Source organism: Pseudomonas sp. R-28-1W-6, from assembly GCF_009799925.1.
GTDB lineage: Bacteria > Pseudomonadota > Gammaproteobacteria > Pseudomonadales > Pseudomonadaceae > Aquipseudomonas.
In genome coordinates, this window is record NZ_WELK01000018.1 from 1 (window position 1) to 18,260 (window position 18,260).

Here is an 18,260-nt window from a genome sequence, read left to right on the forward strand (position 1 = left end):
CGGCGTTGCTGAAGCCGCTGACCGCCTCGCTGAAGGTGATGGTCACCAGCGAGGTCTGACCGACCACGAGGGCGCTATCGGCAACCAGGATGGTCGCGCTCGGCGGTGCGGTGTCGATGGCGTAGTTGTTCGAGTCGGTGGTGCCGCTGCCGGTGTTGCCGGACACATTGATCACACCGCTGTTGTCCAGGGTGATCAGGTTGCTGGCGTCGGTGACGTTGCTGGTCGGGGTGAAGGTCGCCGTCCAGGTGACTCCGCCGTCGCTGCTGCTCACCGCGCTGAGGCTGCCGTTGGCCACCGTCAGGTCGGCGTTGCTGAAGCCGCTGACCGCCTCGCTGAAGGTGATGGTTACCGTCGTGGTTTCGCCGACCGTCAAGGCATTGTCCGCGATCATGATGGTTGCCGTCGGCACCCCGGTCTCGATGCTGTAGTTGGCCGAATTGGTGGTGCCTGACCCGGTGTTGCCTGCCAGGTCGCTGATCCCGCCGTTGTTCAGGCTGATGATGTTGCTGGTATCGGTAATACCCGCCGTTGGGGTGAAGGTGGCGGTCCAGGTGATGCCGCCGTCACTGCTGCTCACCGCGCTCAGGGTGCCGTTGGCGATGCTCAGGTCTGCGTTGTCAAAGCCGCTGATCGCCTCGGAGAAGGTGATGGTCACCAGCGAGGTCTCGCCGGCCTTGAGGGTCGGATCGGCCAGGACGATGGTGGCGGTAGGGCGCAGGCTGTCGATGGCGTAGTTGTTGGAGTCGGTGGTGCCGCTGCCGCTATTGCCCGCCCCGTCCAGGACGCCGGTGTTGTCGAGGGTGATCAGGTTGCTGGTATCGGTGATGCTGGCACTCGGGGTGAAGGTGGCGGTGTAGGTGATGTTATCGCTGGTGCTCAGCCCGCTCAGGCTACCGTTGGCAACGGTCATGTCCGCCAGGGTGAAGCCGGTCACCGCCTCGGAGAAGGTGATGGTCACCAGCGACGTTTCGCCAATTGCCAGGCTGGTATCGGCGACCACAATGGTCGCAGTTGGGCGCTGCGTGTCGACGGCGTAGTTGTTGGAGTCGGTGGTGCCGCTGCCGGCATTGCCGGACGCGTTGGTCACACCGCTGTTGTCCAGGGTGATCAGGTTGCTGGTATCGGTGATGCTGGCAGTCGGGGTGAAGATGGCGGTCCAGGTCACGCCGCCGTCGCTGCTGCTCACGGCGGTCATCGTGCCGTTGGCAATGGTCAGGTCGGTGTTGCTGAAACCGCTCACGGCCTCGGAGAAGGTGATGGTCACCAGCGAGGTTTCACCGATCTTCAAGGCATTGTCCGCGACCACGATGGTTGCGGTCGGCAGGACGGTGTCGATGCTGTAGTTGGCCGAGCTGGTGGTGCCGCTGCCGGTGTTGCCGGCCAGATCGGCGACGCTGGTGTTGCTCAGGGTGATCAGGTTGCTGGCATCGGCAATACCGACTGTCGGGGTGAAGGTGGCGGTCCAGGTGATGCCGCCGTCGCTGCTGCTCACCGCGCTGAGGCTGCCATTGGCCACCGTCAGGTCGGCGTTGGTGAAACCGCTCACGGCTTCAGAGAAGGTGATAGTCACCAGTGAGGTTTCACCCGCCGCCAGGGCGCTGTCGGCGACCACTATGGTCGCAGTCGGCCGCACGGTGTCGATGGCGTAGTTGTTGGAGTCGGTGGTACCGCTGCCGGCGTTGCCGGCCAGATCGGCAACGCCGGTGTTGTCGAGGGTGATCAGGTTGTTGCTGTCGGTAATGCTGGCACTCGGGGTGAAGGTGGCGGTCCAGGTGATGCCGCCATCGGCGCTGGAAACGGCCGTCAGAGTGCCGTTGGCAATGGTCAGGTCGGCGTTGGTGAAGCCGACCACCGCCTCGGAGAAAGTGATGGTCACCTGCGACGTTTCGCCAATTGCCAGGCTGGTATCGGCGACCACGACGGTCGCAGTCGGACGCTGGGTATCGATCACGTAATTGTTGGAGTTGGTGGTGCCGGTGCCGGCGTTGCCGGACAGGTCGATGATCCCGGTGTTGTCCAGGGTGATCAGGTTGCTGGTGTCGGTGATGCTTGAATTCGGGGTGAAGGTGGCGGTCCAGGTGATGCCGCCGTCACTGCTGCTCACCGCGCTGAGGCTGCCATTGGCCACCGTCAGATCGGCGTTGCTGAAGCCGATCACCGCCTCGGAGAAGGTGATGGTCACCAGCGAGGTTTCACCAATCCTCAAGGCATTGTCGGCGACCACTATGGTCGCAGTCGGCCGCACGGTGTCGATCACATAATTGTTGGAGTTGGTGGTGCCCAACCCGGCATTGCCTGCCAGGTCGCTGATCCCGCTGTTGTTCAGGCTGATGATGTTGCTGGTATCGGTAATACCCGCCGTTGGGGTGAAGGTGGCTGTCCAGGTGATGCCACCATCGCTGGTGCTCAGCCCGCTCAGGCTACCGTTGGCAACGGTCAGGTCCGCCAGGGTGAAGCCGGTCACCGCCTCGGAGAAAATGATGGTCACCAGCGAGGTTTCACCCGCCGCCAGGGCACTGTCTGCGACCACTATGGTCGCAGTCGGCCGCACGGTGTCGATGGCGTAGTTGTTGGAGTCGGTGGTACCGCTGCCGGCGTTGCCGGCCAGGTCGGCGATGCCCGTGTTGTCGAGGGTGATCAGGTTGTTGCTGTCGGTAATACTGGCACTCGGGGTGAAGGTGGCGGTGTAGGTGATGTTATCGCTGGTGCTCAGCCCGCTCAGGCTACCGTTGGCAACGGTCATGTCCGCCAGGGTGAAGCCGCTCACCGCCTCGGAGAAAGTGATGGTCACCAGCGAGGTTTCACCCGCCGCCAGGGCGCTGTCGGAGACCACGATGGTCGCAGTTGGGCGCTGCGTGTCGATCGCGTAGTTGTTGGAGTTGGTGGTGCCGACCCCGGCGGTGCCAAGGCCATTGCTCACCCCGGTGTTATCCAGGGTGATCACGTTGCTGGTATCGGTGATGCTCGAAGTCGGGGTGAAGGTGGCGGTCCAGGTGATACCGCCGTCGCTGCTGCTCACGGCGGTAAGCGTGCCGTTGGCAATGGTCAGGTCGGCATTGGTGAAGCCGCTTACCGCCTCGTTGAAGGTGATGGTCACCAGCGAGGTTTCGCCGATTTTCAGGGCCGTGTCAGCCACCACTATGGTCGCGGTGGGTGCGGGCGCGTAGGCGGTATTGAGGGCGCCACCATCATTGTAGATAGTGTTCACGGCGCTCGGCGTAGTGCCTGGGAAGCCTGCCCCCAGTTCTTGTCCACCACTGCCACTGCCTCCAGCATTGCCGGTCATGGCGGAGAAATTCGATGCTGTGATGTTGAAGGTGCCCTTGTTCCAAACGGCTCCCACCCCTCTGCCGCCCGTACCTCCATTCTGGTTGTAAGCGCCACCGCCACCACCACCGCCGCCACCGCCACCAGCGCCCAGATTGTTGCTGATGAGCGAGGAGCCAATCACATTGATGGTGCCGGTGCTGGCGTTATAGATGCCGCCCACGGCATGGCCGCCTGCACCGCCTGTGCTATCGAAGCCCAGGCCGCCGCCGCCGCCGCCGATGCTGATGCTGCCGTTGTTGGCCGTGCCGCCCATGCCGCCATAGGAATAGCCTGAGAAGACCCCGCCTTGACCGCCTATGGATGAGCCGCCTTGTCCTCCCATAGCTGGATAGCCGGCAGCACTCCCGCCCCTGCCGCCCTGGTTGGTGGTGCCGGCGGTGCCTGGGTTGTTGTATACGCCCGATTGGCCGCCATTACCGCCGAAGCCGCCGCCGATGGCGCCGCCGCCGCCGCCACCACCGCCATCAAAGTAAATGTTGCCGCCGCCACCGCCGCCAGCCGCCGCCGCATTCGCGGTTACCGTGACGTTTTTCAGGGTGAGTATGCCGGCATTGAAAATGCCGCCGCCGAAAGCCGCTCCGGCGGCGATACCATTGCCCGCATCGCTGCCATTGCTGACCTGCAGGCCATGGGTAAGTATCAGGCCATCCAGCGTCACCGTTTGTCCGGAGACGACGCTCAATACTCGGCTCTGGTAGTTGGCATCGATGGTGACATCCGCCGTGCCGTTGTCATCGTTGTCGCCATCAATCGTCACACTCTTGTTGAGGACGAGTTCGCCAGCTGCCATGGTCACGGTCATGCCGCTGCTGAACTTGATGGTGTCACCGGATGCTGCCGCCCAGTGGAGTGCTTCCCGCAGAGACAGGCCGCCGCCGTCCGAGGTGTCGGTGGCGAGGCTGCCAGCAAAGGAGGAGTCACTGCCACTGTCCAGATTGGTATTTACGGTGAGGATGGCCAGGTCATGGCCATAAGTGGCGGTCGATGCAGTTGCAAGGAGTGGCGCCGCCTCGATGCTGCCGACACTGACTTCCAGTTCCCAGTCACCACTTGCCCCGGTGCGGTCATCGGAGGCAGCAATATCGCGTCCGGTGTACTGGGCAAGCGCTTCGACCAGGCTGGAGCCCCGTTCGCCGGTAGCGGTATTGCAGGCGTAGAGGAGGATGTCGCCGCCAGCCTGCATGTCCTGGCCGATCTCCGCCAGCATGGCGCTGTACTGGCTAATGTTCTCGGCTGAAACGTAGCTGTTACCCAGCCACAGATCGCCACTGCTACCGTGGGCGATGATCTGCACCGAGGTCATGCCTTGGTGCTGGTCCAGGTAGTCGGCAATTTGGCTGAGGCCGTCCTTGCCGGCGTCCAGGCTGACGATCTGCGTGCCGGGGGCTACATTCTCGAGCAGGCTGGCGCTGTCGACGATGCGGGAATCGATGAAGACTACCGTCTGGCTTGGCTGGCTCGCAGTCCCGCCAGCTTGGGGGGCATCACTACTCGGGCGACTATCGCCAGTGGCTGGGGTGGCGGCGTGGGAGGCATCCTGGGGCGCGGCGTCTGCCGCGGAGGCATCCGCTGCCGGGGTTGCCGTGTCGGCAACCGTTGCCGCTACCGCGCCGTCGAACAGGATGCGGGGCTCGAGAGCCATCAGCAGAGGCGGCGTGGCCGCTCGGGGCGATCTATTGCCTGCTTGCCTGACAGCGCGTTTTGTCCACCACATGACTGTTCTCCTTTCCTTGTCTCTTTGCGCGAGCCGCCACAGGCCTTAGGCGTGGGCGGGCGTTGCTGCTGCCTGCTGTTCGTTCTTGATCCGAATGACATGGGCGGCGCTGGCACTGCCGTCTCGCCAGAAGCTTAGGTCGGCATACTGGGCGAACAGGTCGGGCGGCAGTATGGACGTGCGGTTTTGCAGTTCGACGACCGGACGTACCCGATGCAGGCCGCGGATGCCCAGGGCCTCGTCGAACTCCGGGGCGTCGTAGTGCACCCGCTGGAAATCATGGGGGTACCAGGGCTCGCCGATGAAGTCGTAGATCAGGCGCATGACCTGTTCCGGAGCCTGGGTCAGCAGGTCGTATTCGACCAGCAGCAGTGACTTGGACTGTGCGCCGTAGAAGGCATCCTTGAGGGCCGCCCAGGCATAACCCACCAGCCTGTTGCGCTGGGCCAGGGTCTCGACACGGCTGTAGACGGTGTTGCGTTCGACTTCGTCATTGAACAGCTTGGTGTTCTCGAACGGGGTGGCGCGGTACAGACGCTCGATGCTGTCCATGACCCAGGCAACATTGCGCACGCAGGCGATGACCTTGGCCTGGGGGTACAGATCGAGCAGATCCGGCAGGCGGGCGCACCAGCCACGGTTGGTGTCGAAGATCACCTGCTTGTCGCCCTGATCGGCGTAGTAGCTGTCGAACAGGCCGCTCAGCAGGCGGCGGCGCTGCGCGGTGTCGACTACGGGAGCGAACTCGCTGCCGGCACTGAACTGGTTGAGCATGCCGGAAAACAGGCTGCCCACCGGGCTGGTCATGCCCGCGTGAAAGCGCGGATTCTGCCCCAGCAGCGCTGCCAGCAAGGTAGAGCCAGAACGGGGCAGGCCGGAGATGAAATGCAGTTTCTGAGTGCTGTTCAACCACTGAGTCCTTTCATGGGGCTATACGGCAGATGAAACCGACGCTTGGCAAGGCGTCCCAGCCGAAACTTGCCTTTTACATCAACTAACCAGTACTTAGCGAATCCTATTTCAGTAATACGTTTACGTACAGGAACATCTGGTCATAGTTAGACTGCGTGATAGGCGAATTGCCATGGAAGAGAAGCATTTTCCGAAATAGGCACTAGAGTTTGATGCGGCCGGGTAGAGCGCTCGGCCAGTCCATCAGACGACTAAGGAAGAGTAATCATGGAAGTCTTCATCGGTACCATCCAGGCCTTCGGTTTCAACTTTGCGCCGCGCGGCTGGGCATTCTGTGCGGGGCAGCTGGTGTCCATTTCCCAGAACTCGGCAATGTTCGCATTGCTGGGGACCACCTTCGGGGGTGACGGCCAGACCACCTTCGGCTTGCCCGATCTGCGTGGCCGCTTGCCGGTGGGCATGGGCAACGGGCCGGGGCTGAGTCCTTATGTGATCGGCCAGGTCGGCGGCACGGAAAATACTTCGTTGACGGTAGGCAACCTGCCGGCGCATGCGCCGACCATCACCTCGACACTGGCGGTAGCCACCAGCGTGCAACTGGCGGCCGTCGCCAGCAGTCCGAGTACCACGCCGTCGGCCGACAATGCCTTTCTCGGGGCCTCGGGGACCGGTCCTGGCAGTGCTGCCATCTACTCGAATGCACAAGGGGCTAACCCGGTGGCCCTGCAGGGGGTCACTTCGTCACTCACCGGCAGCGTCTCGGCCGCGCCGATCGGCGGCAACCTGCCGCTCAGCCTGTTGAATCCCAGCCTGGCGATCAACTTCAGCATCGCCATGGAAGGTATCTTCCCCTCCCGCAACTGAGTCGCAGGGCCAGGCGGCATTGCGCCTGGCCCGGCATGACCGGAGTCGTTGTGATGTTGAGACGCATAGAAAGTCAGCATTTCCAGGCGCTGCTCAAGCACACCACGCAGTTGCACCTGCCCGATGGCCAGGTGCTGGATGTTCGCGTGGAGAGCGTCTCGGAAAACCCGCGGGGCCGTATCCCAGAAAGCCCGCGCATGCCGTTCAGCGTCGCGCTGACCAGCCTGGCGCCGAGCGACTTCGTGCATGGCATCTGCGCGATCGAGCTGGCCGATCATGGGCGCCTGGAAGGGGTGTTCGTGTCGCGCGTGCCGGCCCTGGGGCGCAACCCCGAGCTGGCTTACCTGGATGTGGTGTTCAACTGAGGTCGGCCCCGGGCGCCCGGCTCAGGCCGGCGGGCCCGGGTACCAGACCAGGCGTTCGGCGGCCGGGCCTTGCTCTGCCACGCGAAAGCCCAGCGCCAGGTAGTGCTGGCGGGCCGCCGGGTTGCTGGTCCAGACCACTGCCGTCACCGGGCAGCGGATTCGCTGCGCCGCCTGCTGAATGCCCTGCAGCACCGTGCGGCCATGGCCCTTGCCACGGGCCGCCGGGATGAAGGCCAGGTACACCACGCGAATCTCGTTATGGCCGAAATCGGTGACCAGGGCGCCGATCGCCGTGCCTAGCTTCTCGATCACGTAGTGCAGGGCTTCTGGAAACTGTTCGGCCATGCCGCGCTGATTGACCTGGAACTGCTGCGCGACGATCTGCTCGATCACCTCCTCGTTGCCGTCGATCAATTGCAGATCGGGGCGGGCGGTGCGGTACAGGCCTTCGAGAAAGGCGGCGTCCACCGGGCGCGCGGGGCGCACGGTCAGGTCGTTTAGCGATGAAGACGGGTTGAGCATCTGTCACGTTCCTCGGCGGTGGGAAATCCTGGGTTATGTCGCTGCCCGGTCGCTCAGCCGGGCTGCCGTTGCAGCGCTGCACCGGCTTGCCGTATCTGGGTCTGGCGCAGTTGCTCGAGCTGTCGATAGGGCTGGTCGGCCCAGCTGGCCAGCTCATCGCGCAGCGCCACGCTGGCGCTCAGGCGTTTGGCCTGGCTGTCTGCGCTGAAGGGCAGGTGCGGCTGCTTGGCATGCTGGCGGGTCATCGACAGGGCGCTGCGCAGTTCGCTGTCGCTGAGGCCGAAAACCGGCTGCAGGCGGTTGCCGAGAGCGGCGGGCAGCTCGGTGTAGTTGACGGCCAGGCCACCCAGTGCCTGGCAGTGCTGCAGTCCTTGCGCCAGCAGGCGGCCCAGACGGCGGGCGATCACGCCCTCCCTGGACAGGCCGGCATCCTCCGGGCTGTCCAGGGGCGAGTGGCCGAGCAGGCCGGGAACCATGTGCATGCCGGGCTGGCGCAAGTGCGACACGGCGATCTCCAGCGGATCTCGATAGAGGAACAGCCAGGGCGTCGCCGGGAAGCAACGCTGCAGCAGGGGCAGCTCGAAGATGTTCCAGGCGTCCAGCTTGACCACCAGGCTGCGCTCCAGGCCGCTGCGGCGCTGGCCGAATGCCGAGAGCAGGGCGGCCAGCGCCGAGCGCTTGGCGGCTTCCGGCAGCGAGGCGGCGCGGGCCCTCAGCAGGCTGTCGAGCGGTGCCGGCTCGGAGAGCAGCACCTGGCTCGGCAGGCTCGCCAGCATCTGTGCCAGCAACGTCGAGCCGCAGCGCGAGGCATGGTAGATGAACGCGCGCGGGGCCAGGCCCGGGCTGCTGTGCTGCCAGTCGAGCAGGGCCTGCAGCGGCGTTGCCCGGCGAAAAGCCTGGTTGAAGGGCAGGTGCAAGGCCCGCTCCACGTCATCGCGATAGAAGGGTTGGTGCAGGCGTTGCTCGCCGAACCAGCACCAGTCGACGACCTGGTTCTGTGCCGCGATGCCGATCGGCAGCCAGCCGTCGAAGGCCTGCCCGGCGGCCATCAGACTTTCCATTGAGCGCTCCAGGCGTTTTTGCCCTGGCGCATGGCTGCGCGCACCTCTGCTTCGGCGAAATGCAGGCCGCGCTCGGCGCCTAGGCGCAGCGTGGCGGCGATGAAGGCGGGGATGTCCTGCAGGCTGCGCAGCTGCCGTTCGAGGTCGCGGTCCTCGGCGACTTGCTGGCGAAATTGCAGGAAGGCGCGTGTCGCTTCGCTAGGCTCCAGCGCCGGGGTGCCGGGCAGGCCAGCGGCGATGGCCTGCTGCAGCCAGGCGTTGCTGGCGCAATCGAGCACCAGATGGATGCGTTCCCGGGTGCCCGGGTTTTCCACCCGGTGCGGCCGCGACAGGTCGAGGAACCAGCATTCGCCGGGGCGCATGGGCACCCGCCGGCCATCGAGGAGAAACTCCACCTCGGCTGGGCTGAGCAGGGGCACGTGCAGGCGCAGCGGATTGCCCGGCTGGCCGAGGTCGTAGTCGCGGTGTTCGTGAATCCGCGAACCGGGCCCCAGGCGCAGCAGGCGGGCGCTGAGGATGGGGGTATGCAAGGTGGCGAACAGTTCGCTCCAGGCCGGCTCTGCGTGCCACCAGCCGCTGCTGCGCGGGGCGCCCTGGCCGGGGGCGAGAGGCAACCGGGCGTCCTCGGCGGCGATCAGGTCGATGCCGCTCCAGTCGCCGACGTAGTAGGCAGTGTTGAAATGCTCTTGCCAGGCGAGCGGGTCCAGGCGTTGCAGGGCCTCGAGCAGGGGCGGCAGGTCGATGCGCCAGGGCAGGCGCGAACAAACAGGCAAAGCACTGGGTTGCATGCAACGCTCCTTGCGATAGCCGCGCCACTGAGGCGCGGCTGCTCAACTCTGCACTCCGGACCGGCACCGCCAGCGCGCATTCAGAAACCGCTTTCCCGCACGCCGAGGGCGGCGACCCGGCGCCACATCGCGCCCAGTATGGATTCCGCCCGTCCTTGCACCAGGGCCACGCCGATTAGTGGCTGGGATGGCGGTGTCAGCGGTTCTTGCGGCAGCAGGCGGACGGCGTACTGCGCCTGCACTGGCTGGGCCCGACCCTCTTCGTCGCGGCGTACCGCGATCGGCCCGCCGTGGTCGGAGGCCAGTGCCTGCTGGTCGATGTAGGCCGCCCCGGTGGTGTCCACCTCCACCAGGGTCAGGGCCACAGACGCCAGCAGCGGGCTGCTGCTGGCGATGAAGCGTCCTGCGGCGCCCTGTTCGAGGCGCCAGAGGTCCTCTTCGGCCAGATAGCCGCGCAGGCGCACGTCCTGCTCGACCACCCGCAGCAGGGCCGTCTGCGGCGCCAGCCAGCGGCCTTGGCTGAGGTCTGCCGGCAGGTCGCGAACCACGCCGGCATGGGGCGCGCGCAGTTGCAGGAGTTCGCGCTGGGCGGCCAGGCCGCGATACTCGGCCACCGCTTCGGCCAGGTTCTGTTCGAGGATCGTGCTGTCGGCCGCCGTCTCGCTGCGCCCGGCCTGGCGGCGCAGTTGCAGCTGGAGGATCTCGATCTCCTGGCGCACGATCAGCTGGCGCGAGTCGAGGTCGGGTGATTCGAGTTCCAGCAGCAGGTCGCCGTTGGCCACCGTCTGCCCGTCGCGCACATGCAGCCGCTGCAGGCGCGCCGGTACCGGTGCGTGCAGCGCGCTGACCCGGCTGGCCTCGAGCAGCACCGGCAGCTCCACGCTGCTGCGCCAGGGCAGGCCGAGGATGGCCAGCAGCACCAGCAGCAGGGCGCCCAGCCCCAGCGCCTTGCCCGGGTGCGCCTGGTCGCGGCGCTGCCACCACTCCTGCAGCTCGCGCCACACCGGCAGGCCGATGAACCAGACCAGCTCGACCAGCATCAGGAAGATGCCGAGCAGCTTGAAGAACATGTGGTAGACCAGCAGGGCGATGCCGAAGAACAGTACGGCGCGCCACAGCCAGGCGCTGTAGCCCCAGCCCAGCAGGCGCCGCTGCATGCCCGGCGACCAGGGCTCGGGCGGCGCTGCGCCATAGCCGAACAGGGCCTCGCGCAGGCGCCAGCGGCACAGGGCGAAGGCGCGGGTCTGCAGGTTGTCCACGCCCCACAGGTCACTGAGCAGGAAGTAGCCGTCGAAGCGCATGAACGGGTTGAGGTTGATCAGCAGGGTGGTGATCCAGGTGGCGCTGGCCAGCATGAAGGCGGCGGTGCGTGCCGGGCCGTCGGGCAGCAGCGACCAGGCGAGCAGGGCGATGCAGGCCAGCAGCAGTTCGGCCAGGACCCCGCCGGCGCCGATCAGCAGGCGCGAGCGGCGGTCGTTGACGCGCCAGGCGTCGCTGACGTCGGTGTAGAACATCGGCAGCATGACCATGAACGCCAGGCCCATGCTCTGTACCCGGCAACCGGCGCGCTTGGCCATGTAGGCATGGCCGAACTCGTGGCAGAGCTTGGCGAAGGTCAGGGCGATGGCGAAGGACAGCGCGCCGCCCAGGCTGAACAGGTGCGGGAAGGTGGCAATGAAGCGTTCCCAGTCGCGCGCGGCGAGAAACACCCCGAGCGCCAGCAGCAGCGGCAGGCCGATGCGCAGCAGGGGCCGGCCATGGCGCTGCAGCCAGGGCCAGGTGCGGTCGAGAAAGGCATCCGGGCGCCACAGCGGGATGCGAAAGAACAGGTACTGGTGCAGCAGGCTGCGCCACAGGCCCTGGCGCTGCTGGGCGGCCTTGGGCGCATAGCTGGCGCGTTGCTCAGCGTCGGTGGCGGCGATCAGGTCGTGGCTGCGCAGAAAACGCAGCAGCTCTTCCAGTTCGCCGGCCCCCAGCGGCGTGCCCGGTTCGCGGTTGGCCGCCTGCAGCACGCGCTCGGCATCGCCCAGCGCCCAGTGGCGGAGCAGGCGCATGGCCGGCGCGCCGAGCTTGAAGTAGCGCCCGCGCAGCGGGTCGGCCAGGGTCCATTGGGGCGAGCCGTCGCGGGCGGCGGCAGCGGCGGACAGCTGCAGGTCGGCACGCAGGGCGGGCAGCTGCATCTACAGGCCCACCGTCTGGCGCAGGGCGGCGAGCGGGCGGCGCAGCAGGTAGAACACCAGCGGGCCGCGCGCGCCGAAGATCTTCGCGGTGCCGCGCAGGCCGATGCGCGGCGGCGTGGCGGCGAACTCGGCATCCAGGCGGTAGGCCAGTTGCGCGCTGGGGGTCAGCTGCGCCTCGTAGGCGATGCGTTGCAGGCGCGCCTGGTGGCGGTGCAGCGGGTCGCTGTCGAGGAACAGGGCGACTTCGGTGCCGGGCTGGAAGTCCAGGGCATCGCCGACCGCCAGCTCGATGCGCAGCTCGGCCTGCTGCGGATCGGCGATCTCCATCAGCCGTTCGCCGGTCTGCACCGGCTTGCCGGTCCAGCGCTGGGCGTCGGCGAACACCGCGATGCCGTCGCGTTCGGCGCGCACCTCGGTGCGCGCCAGCAGCTCGCGGGCGTAGTCGCGCTCGGCACGCTTCTGTTCCACGCGGGCGGCGAACAGGTCGATGCGCGCGCCCGATTCGGCATCGGCGAAGGCGCGCTGGGTATTGGCCTTGAGTTCGGCCTCGGCCACGTTCAGGCTGCGTTCGGCGACATCGGCCTGGGCCTTGATGCTGGTGGCGTCGAATTGTAGCAGCACATCGCCTTTGTGCACCGCCTGGTTGGGTTTGACGCGGAACTCGGCGATCACCCCGTCCAGCGGCGCGGCGACCACCTGGCCGCCGAGCGGCACCACTTCTGCTGGCGCCAGCACCGACTGGCGTACCGGCAGCAGCAACAGCAGCAGGATGGCGGCGGCCACGCCGAGAATCTTCTTCCGTGGCCAGCGCAGGCGCCACGGCTGGCGCGGCTGCAGGGCCAGCCAGGCATGGCTGTAGCAGTCGCCGAGCTGCTGCAGCAAGGCCTGTTCGGCCTCGCTCCAGGGCTGCTCGCGGGCGAGCCACAGGCCGCCGAAGGGTTGCTGCTGTTTATCCAGCAGCGGCAGCCAGAACACCGCCGCGGCCGACAGGCTCTGCCAGTCGGCGCGGGTCTGCGCGTTCAGCGACTCGGCGTGGACCACCTGGGCCTTGGCTGAGCGGCCCTGGGCCAGCAACTGCTCGGCCGCGTTTTCGACGAAGGCGACGAAGGGCGCGTTGGCTTCGATCACGCTGATGCCGGTCAGCGCCCGCACCTTGCCGGCGATCAGCAGGGCGGCGTGGCGGAAGCCGAACAGGCCCTGGGCGTCGTTGGCCAGGGCATAGGCCAGGCTGTCGAGGTCCTTGGCAGTGCGGGCCTGGCGCTCCAGGGCGAGGAACTGGGCGAACAGGCGTTCGGCCGGGCCGGGCACCTGGGCGGTCATGGCGCCTCCGCGAAACGCGCGCTGCCACTCATGCCGGCCAGCAGGCCACTGGCGTCGGCGGGCAGGCTGGCGATCAGCTGCAGGGTCTGGCTACCCTCGTCGATGCGCGCCCCCAGGCGCTTGATCTCGACCTGCAGCGGCTGGCCGGTTTCATCCGGGACGAATTCGAAGTGTTCGCCCGGCTGCAGCCGGCCCAGCCAGCTGGAAGGCACCAGCAGATGGACTTCGAGGGTGCGGTTGTCGACGATTTCCAGCAGCGGTGCACCGCTGGCCACGCTTTCATGGGGTTGCGCCTTGCGCTGCACCACCCGGCCGTTGAAGGGTGCGGTGATGCTGCAGCGCTTGACCTGCACCTGGTAGACCTGGGCTTCGGCCTGGGCCTGGGCCTGCTTGGCCTCGGCCAGGGCGACCTCGAAGCGGCCGACCGAGTTGAGCGCGGCCAGCTGCCGGTTGTGCCCGAGTTCCTCGCGGGCGGCGCGCACGGCGGCCTGGGCGGCGTTGAGCTGGGCCTGGTAGGCGCTGCAGTCGAAGCGCACCAGCACATCGCCCTTGTTGAAGTCCTGGCCGTCGGCGTAGGGCATCTCGACGATACGCCCGGCCAGCTCGCTGGAGAGCATGGCCTGGTCGCGCGCGCGCAATACGCCGCGGGCCTGGCGTTCGGGGGCGCTGGGGTTGCCGACGGGGCTGTCGAGCAGTGGGTCGCCTGGGGCCTCGCTGGCCTGGGCGCCCTGGGCGCAGAGCAGGCCGAGAACCACCCAGGCCCGGCTGACGGTTTTATGCATGCGTGCGCTCCCTGCAGGTTGCTTGTCGTTGCGCAGTGTACGGAAGAAGCGCAGGCGCGCAAACGACCTCAGCGCTTGGCTAGCGCCAGCCCCACGGCGAATACCAGCAGCAGCGAGCCGGTGACGCGATCCAGCCACTGCACCAGAGCGCCACGGCGCAGCAGGGCGGCCAGCGGCCGGGTGGCGAAAATCAGGCTGGCGGCCCAGAGCAGGCCAAGCAGGACGTGGATGCAGGCCAGGACAAAGCTGAAGCTGCCCACCGCGTAGCCGGCCGGCACGAACTGCGGCAGGAACGATACGTAGAACACCCCCACCTTGGGATTGAGAAGGTTGCCCAGCAGGCCCTTGATGAACCAGCCGAGCTGGCCGTGGTGTTCTGCCTCGGCAGCATTGGCCGGGCCGAATGCATGGCGCGGCTTGAGCAGCATCTGCAGGCCCAGCCATAGCAGGTAGATGGCGCCGGCCCACTTGAGCAGGTTGAAGGCCGGCTCCGAGGCGGCCAGCAGCGCGCCTAGGCCGAGGGCCACGGCGGCGCCCCAGAGCAGGCAGCCGGCGTTGATGCCGAGCGCGGCCATGGCCGCACGTTTCGGCCCTTCCAGCGCAGCGGTGCGCAGGATCAGCGCGGTGTCGACGCCAGGGGTGATGGTCAGCAGGCTGGCGGCCAGCAGGTAGGCGAGCAAGGCGCTGGCAAGGCTCATTGGTTACTCCTGGTCAGCGGCGGACCACTGCTGCAGTTGCTTGACCCGTGCACGGCTCTCGTTCAGCGGCTTGTCCAGGGCCTCCTGGTAATCCTCCAGCCAGCTGCGCGAGCCGGCGATCATGCCGGCCAGGTCGCGCATGCCGAGCTTCAGCGCGGCCAGGGTTTCCTGGTAGTTGCGTTCCTGGCCGATCAGGGTCTTGGCCACCTGCTGCACGGTGGCGCGGTCGGCGGTGCCGGGCGCAGCGCCGGCAGTGGGTGCCGGGCTGACAACCGGGGCGGGCAGGCCCCCCTTGAGCAAGTCGAACAGCTTCTGCTGGTTCTGCGCCTGCTGCTTGAGGGTGGCGACCTGCTGGTCCAGGCTGACCAGCTTTTTCTCCAGGGCCGCCACGCTGGCCTGGCTGGCGCCCTGTTCGGCGGCTTCTTCGCCGCCGAGCAGGCCGAGCAGCAGGAGCCCGAGCAGGGCCAGCAGCAAACCGCCGCCGAGGGCGTAGATGAGCAGGCGGTTGAGCTTGGCAGATTTCTCCAGCAGTTCGATGCGTTGCAGGTCGCTGAGTATCTCGTGGATACCGGCTTCACTGTCCTTGCTCATGGCGCTTCACCTTGTTCTGCTTGTTGTCGGGGTGTCTGCTTGCTGGCTGTCAGTGTGCCACTATTTCGGCGTCAGCTTTACCACGTATTTGTACACTAGCCGCGCCGTAGCCAGTTGGCGCTCAGAAGGACGCCAGAATCCGCCCCAGCAGCTCCATGGCCTGCTCGCTCTGGGCATCCCAGGGATGGCCGTGGTTGAGCCGCGCGCAATTGCGAAAACGCCGGGTGGCGGAGAAGATCGGCCCCGGCGCCAGGCTGATGCCCTGGGCCAGGGCCAGCTGGAACAGCTGCAGCGAATCGACCGGCTCGGGGAACTCGAACCAGAGGAAGTAGCCGCCGCTGGGGCGGGTGACCCGGGTGCCGGCCGGGAAATGCCGGGCGGCGGAGGCGAGCATGGCGTCCTGCTGGGTTTCCAGGGCGTGGCGCAGCTTGCGCAGGTGGCGGTCGTAGCCGCCGTGCTGCAGGTAGTCGGCGATCGCTGCCTGGGCCGGCACCGAGGGCGAGATGGTGGTCATCAGCTTGAGCCGGCTGATCTGCTCGGCATAGCGCCCGCCGGCCACCCAGCCGACCCGGTAGCCCGGCGCCAGGCTCTTGGAGAACGAGCCGCAGTGCATCACCAGGCCGTCCGTGTCGAAGCTCTTCACCGGCTTGGGCGGCTGCGCGCCGTAATACAGCTCGGCGTACACGTCGTCCTCGATCAGTGGCACCTGGTGCTGCAGAAGCAGTTGATACAGCGCCTGCTTCTTGGCGTCGCTCATGCTCGCGCCCAGCGGGTTCTGCAGGCTGCTCATGAACCAGCAGGCCTTGATCGGCAGGTTGGCCAGGCGTTCGGCCAGCACCTCCAGGTCGATGCCTTCGCGCGGGTTGACCGGGATTTCCACGGCCTTGAGCTTGAGCCGTTCCAGCACCTGCAGGGTGGCGTAGAAGGCCGGCGCCTCGATGGCCACCAGGTCGCCGGGGCTGGTCACCGTCTGCAGGCACAGGTTGAGCGCTTCCAGGGCGCCATTGGTGATCACCAGTTCGTCCAGCGCCAGGCGCACGCCGGCGACCATGTAGCGCAGGGCGATCTGCCGGCGCAGGTCGGGGTTGCCGCTGGTCATGTCGGCAATCACCGCATGGGCCGGCATGTCGCGCAGGGCGTGGGCCATGGAGCGGGCCAGGCGCGGCAGGGGGAACAGCTGCGGACTGGGGAAGGCCGAGCCGAAGGGCACGGTGTGCGGGTCTTTCAGCGAGCCGAGCACGGAGAACACCAGCTCGCTGACGTCGACCTCGGTGGTCTGCGCCGCCTGCGCGCTGGTTTCCGGTTCGGCCAGGGAGTGCCGGGCCAGTTCGCGGACGAAGTAGCCGGAGCGCGCGCGGGCCTGGATCAGCCCGCGGTCCTCCAGCAGGTAGTAGGCCTGGAACACGGTGGACGGGCTGACCCCGTAGGTGCGGCTGGCATGGCGCACCGAGGGCACCTTCTCGCCGGGGGCGAGCACGCCGGCGCGGATCAGCTCGGCTATCTGGTCGGCGAATTTCTCGTAGCGTTTCATGGTGTCCGTAGGGGCAGCCAGCGGGTGGCCACAGTCTACGGCGAGTTGCCGGCGCACGCTCGTCAGCGTCCGCTCGGGGCGATGAACATGCTCTGGGTCTGCGCGCGCTCGCCTTCATCGGCCAGGTTGCTGACGGCGAAGCTCACCGTCTGGGTGGTGCCGGCCGCCTGCCCGGCGAGCTGCACCAGGGTCACCGGCACGTCGAGGATTTCCCCCGGGGCCAGCAGCAGTTGCGCGGGCGCATCCAGGCGCAGGCCGGGGCTGTCGACCAGGGCCAGGCGGTAGCGCTGGGCCTGCTGGGTCTTGTTGATGACCTTGAGGCGGTAGGTGTTCTCGATCTGCCCGGCGGCGTTCTCGCGGTACATGCTGCGGTCCTTGGCGGCGTCGATGGACACCAGCGAGCGGGCCTGCAGGGCCCAGGCGAAGGCGCCGATCATCAGCGTCAGGGCCACGCCATAGCCGACCAGGCGCGGGCGCAGCCAGTGGGTCCGGCCGCCCTGCAGCTCGCGCTCGGAACGGTAGCCGACCAGGCCCTTGGCATAGCCCATCTTGTCCATGATCGAGTCGCAGGCGTCGATGCAGGCGGCGCAGCCGATGCAGTCGATCTGCAGGCCGTCGCGGATGTCGATGCCGGTCGGGCAGACCTGTACGCACATCTGGCAGTCGATGCAGTCGCCGAGGCCCTCGGCCTGGTAGTCGCTGCCCTTCTTGCGCGGGCCACGGCCTTCGCCGCGGCCGGCGTCGTAGGCGACCAGCAGGGTGTCCTGGTCGAACATGGCGCTCTGGAAGCGCGAGTAGGGGCACATGTGCACGCAGACCTTCTCGCGCAGCCAGCCGGCGTTGAGGTAGGTGGCGGCGGTGAAGAACAGCACCCAGAACAGTGTGGCGCCGTCCAGTTGCAGGCTGAACAGCTCCGCGCTCAGCTCGCGGATCGGCGTGAAGTAGCCGATAAAAGTCAGCGCGGTGAGCAGGCTGACCGCCAGCCAGATGGTGTGCTTGGCCGTGCGCCGTGCCAGTTTGCCCAGCGACCAGGGCGCGGCATCCAGCTTGACCCGCTGGTGGCGTTCGCCCTCGGTGACTTTCTCCGCCCACATGAACACCCAGGTCCACACGCTCTGCGGGCAGGTGTAGCCGCACCAGATGCGCCCGGCCACCACCGTGGCGGTGAACAGGCCGAAGGCGGCGATGATCAGCAGCGCCGAGAGCAGGATGAAGTCCTGCGGCCAGAAGGTCGCGCCGAAGATGTAGTAGCGGTGCTCGGCCAGGTTCCACAGCACGGCCTGGCGCCCGTCCCAGTCGAGCCAGGCGGTGCCGAAGAAGATCAGGAACAACAGGCCGGCACCGTACAGGCGCAGATTGCGGAAACGGCCGCTGAAACTGCGGGTATGGATCGGCCCGCCGGCCTGGGACGGCGTCAGCCGCACAGGCTGGCTGACGTCGATGGATTCCACGATCCGCGCGGGGATGCGCTCGCTCATGACAGATGCCTCATCAAGCTTTTCAAGATGCGGCAATGGTCGGCGCGTCGGCCCTTACATAACAGATTCAGGTTGATGAATAAAAAGCGGATCAGATGGCGCCGCCAGCCGTCTTGCCCTG

Annotated in this window: 14 protein-coding genes; 2 read left to right on the forward strand and 12 right to left on the reverse strand. The window is 67.0% G+C overall.

The genetic code is table 11. The annotated features are described in order from the left end of the window. Both F3I62_RS19690 and F3I62_RS19695 read right to left on the reverse strand, forming a co-directional pair. Positions 1–5,047 (reverse strand): Ig-like domain-containing protein (locus F3I62_RS19690; protein WP_160491345.1); only part of this gene is annotated, 5,047 nt, incomplete at its 3' end. A gap of 45 nt (positions 5,048–5,092) precedes the next feature. Then, a complete protein-coding gene (locus tag F3I62_RS19695; protein ID WP_160491346.1) occupies positions 5,093–5,956 on the reverse strand; it encodes a sulfotransferase in 864 nt (287 codons plus the stop codon). 270 nt (positions 5,957–6,226) lie between these two features. On the opposite strand from F3I62_RS19695, the gene F3I62_RS19700 reads away from it, so the two are divergent. Together F3I62_RS19700 and F3I62_RS19705 are read left to right on the forward strand one after the other, a co-directional pair. Then, on the forward strand, positions 6,227–6,823 hold the full coding sequence (locus F3I62_RS19700) for a phage tail protein (protein ID WP_160491347.1): 597 nt from the start codon (positions 6,227–6,229) through the stop codon (positions 6,821–6,823). Between the two features lie 53 nt (positions 6,824–6,876). Further along, positions 6,877–7,188, forward strand: coding sequence for a hypothetical protein (locus tag F3I62_RS19705; RefSeq protein ID WP_160491348.1), 312 nt, complete (start codon positions 6,877–6,879; stop codon positions 7,186–7,188). Between the two features lie 21 nt (positions 7,189–7,209). Here F3I62_RS19705 and F3I62_RS19710 read toward each other — a convergent pair whose 3' ends face one another. From F3I62_RS19710 to ccoG, 10 genes are all read right to left on the reverse strand, one after another. Then, a complete protein-coding gene (locus F3I62_RS19710; RefSeq protein ID WP_160491349.1) occupies positions 7,210–7,710 on the reverse strand; it encodes a GNAT family N-acetyltransferase in 501 nt (166 codons plus the stop codon). Between the two features lie 53 nt (positions 7,711–7,763). Continuing rightward, a complete protein-coding gene (locus F3I62_RS19715; RefSeq protein ID WP_256667837.1) occupies positions 7,764–8,771 on the reverse strand; it encodes a sulfotransferase family protein in 1,008 nt (335 codons plus the stop codon). Continuing rightward, positions 8,759–9,559 (reverse strand): aspartyl/asparaginyl beta-hydroxylase domain-containing protein, encoded by an 801-nt coding sequence (locus F3I62_RS19720; protein WP_160491350.1) that lies wholly within the window; start codon positions 9,557–9,559, stop codon positions 8,759–8,761. The genes F3I62_RS19715 and F3I62_RS19720 overlap by 13 nt, the downstream gene beginning before the upstream one ends. An 80-nt stretch (positions 9,560–9,639) precedes the next feature. Next, on the reverse strand, positions 9,640–11,739 hold the full coding sequence (locus F3I62_RS19725) for an HlyD family efflux transporter periplasmic adaptor subunit (protein WP_160491351.1): 2,100 nt from the start codon (positions 11,737–11,739) through the stop codon (positions 9,640–9,642). Beyond that, on the reverse strand, positions 11,740–13,059 hold the full coding sequence (locus F3I62_RS19730; RefSeq protein WP_160491352.1) for an efflux RND transporter periplasmic adaptor subunit: 1,320 nt from the start codon (positions 13,057–13,059) through the stop codon (positions 11,740–11,742). Then, a complete protein-coding gene (locus tag F3I62_RS19735; RefSeq protein ID WP_160491353.1) occupies positions 13,056–13,841 on the reverse strand; it encodes an efflux RND transporter periplasmic adaptor subunit in 786 nt (261 codons plus the stop codon). The genes F3I62_RS19730 and F3I62_RS19735 overlap by 4 nt, the downstream gene beginning before the upstream one ends. 68 nt (positions 13,842–13,909) lie before the next feature. Next, positions 13,910–14,539: a LysE family translocator gene (locus tag F3I62_RS19740; protein WP_160491354.1), complete on the reverse strand. Its 630-nt coding sequence runs from the start codon at positions 14,537–14,539 to the stop codon at positions 13,910–13,912. Between the two features lie 3 nt (positions 14,540–14,542). After that, the gene (locus tag F3I62_RS19745) at positions 14,543–15,130 is read right to left on the reverse strand and encodes a hypothetical protein (protein WP_160491355.1); all 588 of its coding nucleotides are present in this window, start codon (positions 15,128–15,130) and stop codon (positions 14,543–14,545) included. 121 nt (positions 15,131–15,251) lie between these two features. Further along, positions 15,252–16,661, reverse strand: coding sequence for a GntR family transcriptional regulator MpaR (gene mapR / locus F3I62_RS19750; RefSeq protein WP_160491356.1), 1,410 nt, complete (start codon positions 16,659–16,661; stop codon positions 15,252–15,254). Between the two features lie 62 nt (positions 16,662–16,723). Beyond that, the gene (gene ccoG, locus F3I62_RS19755) at positions 16,724–18,139 is read right to left on the reverse strand and encodes a cytochrome c oxidase accessory protein CcoG (RefSeq protein WP_160491357.1); all 1,416 of its coding nucleotides are present in this window, start codon (positions 18,137–18,139) and stop codon (positions 16,724–16,726) included. Between the last annotated feature and the right edge of the window lie 121 nt (positions 18,140–18,260).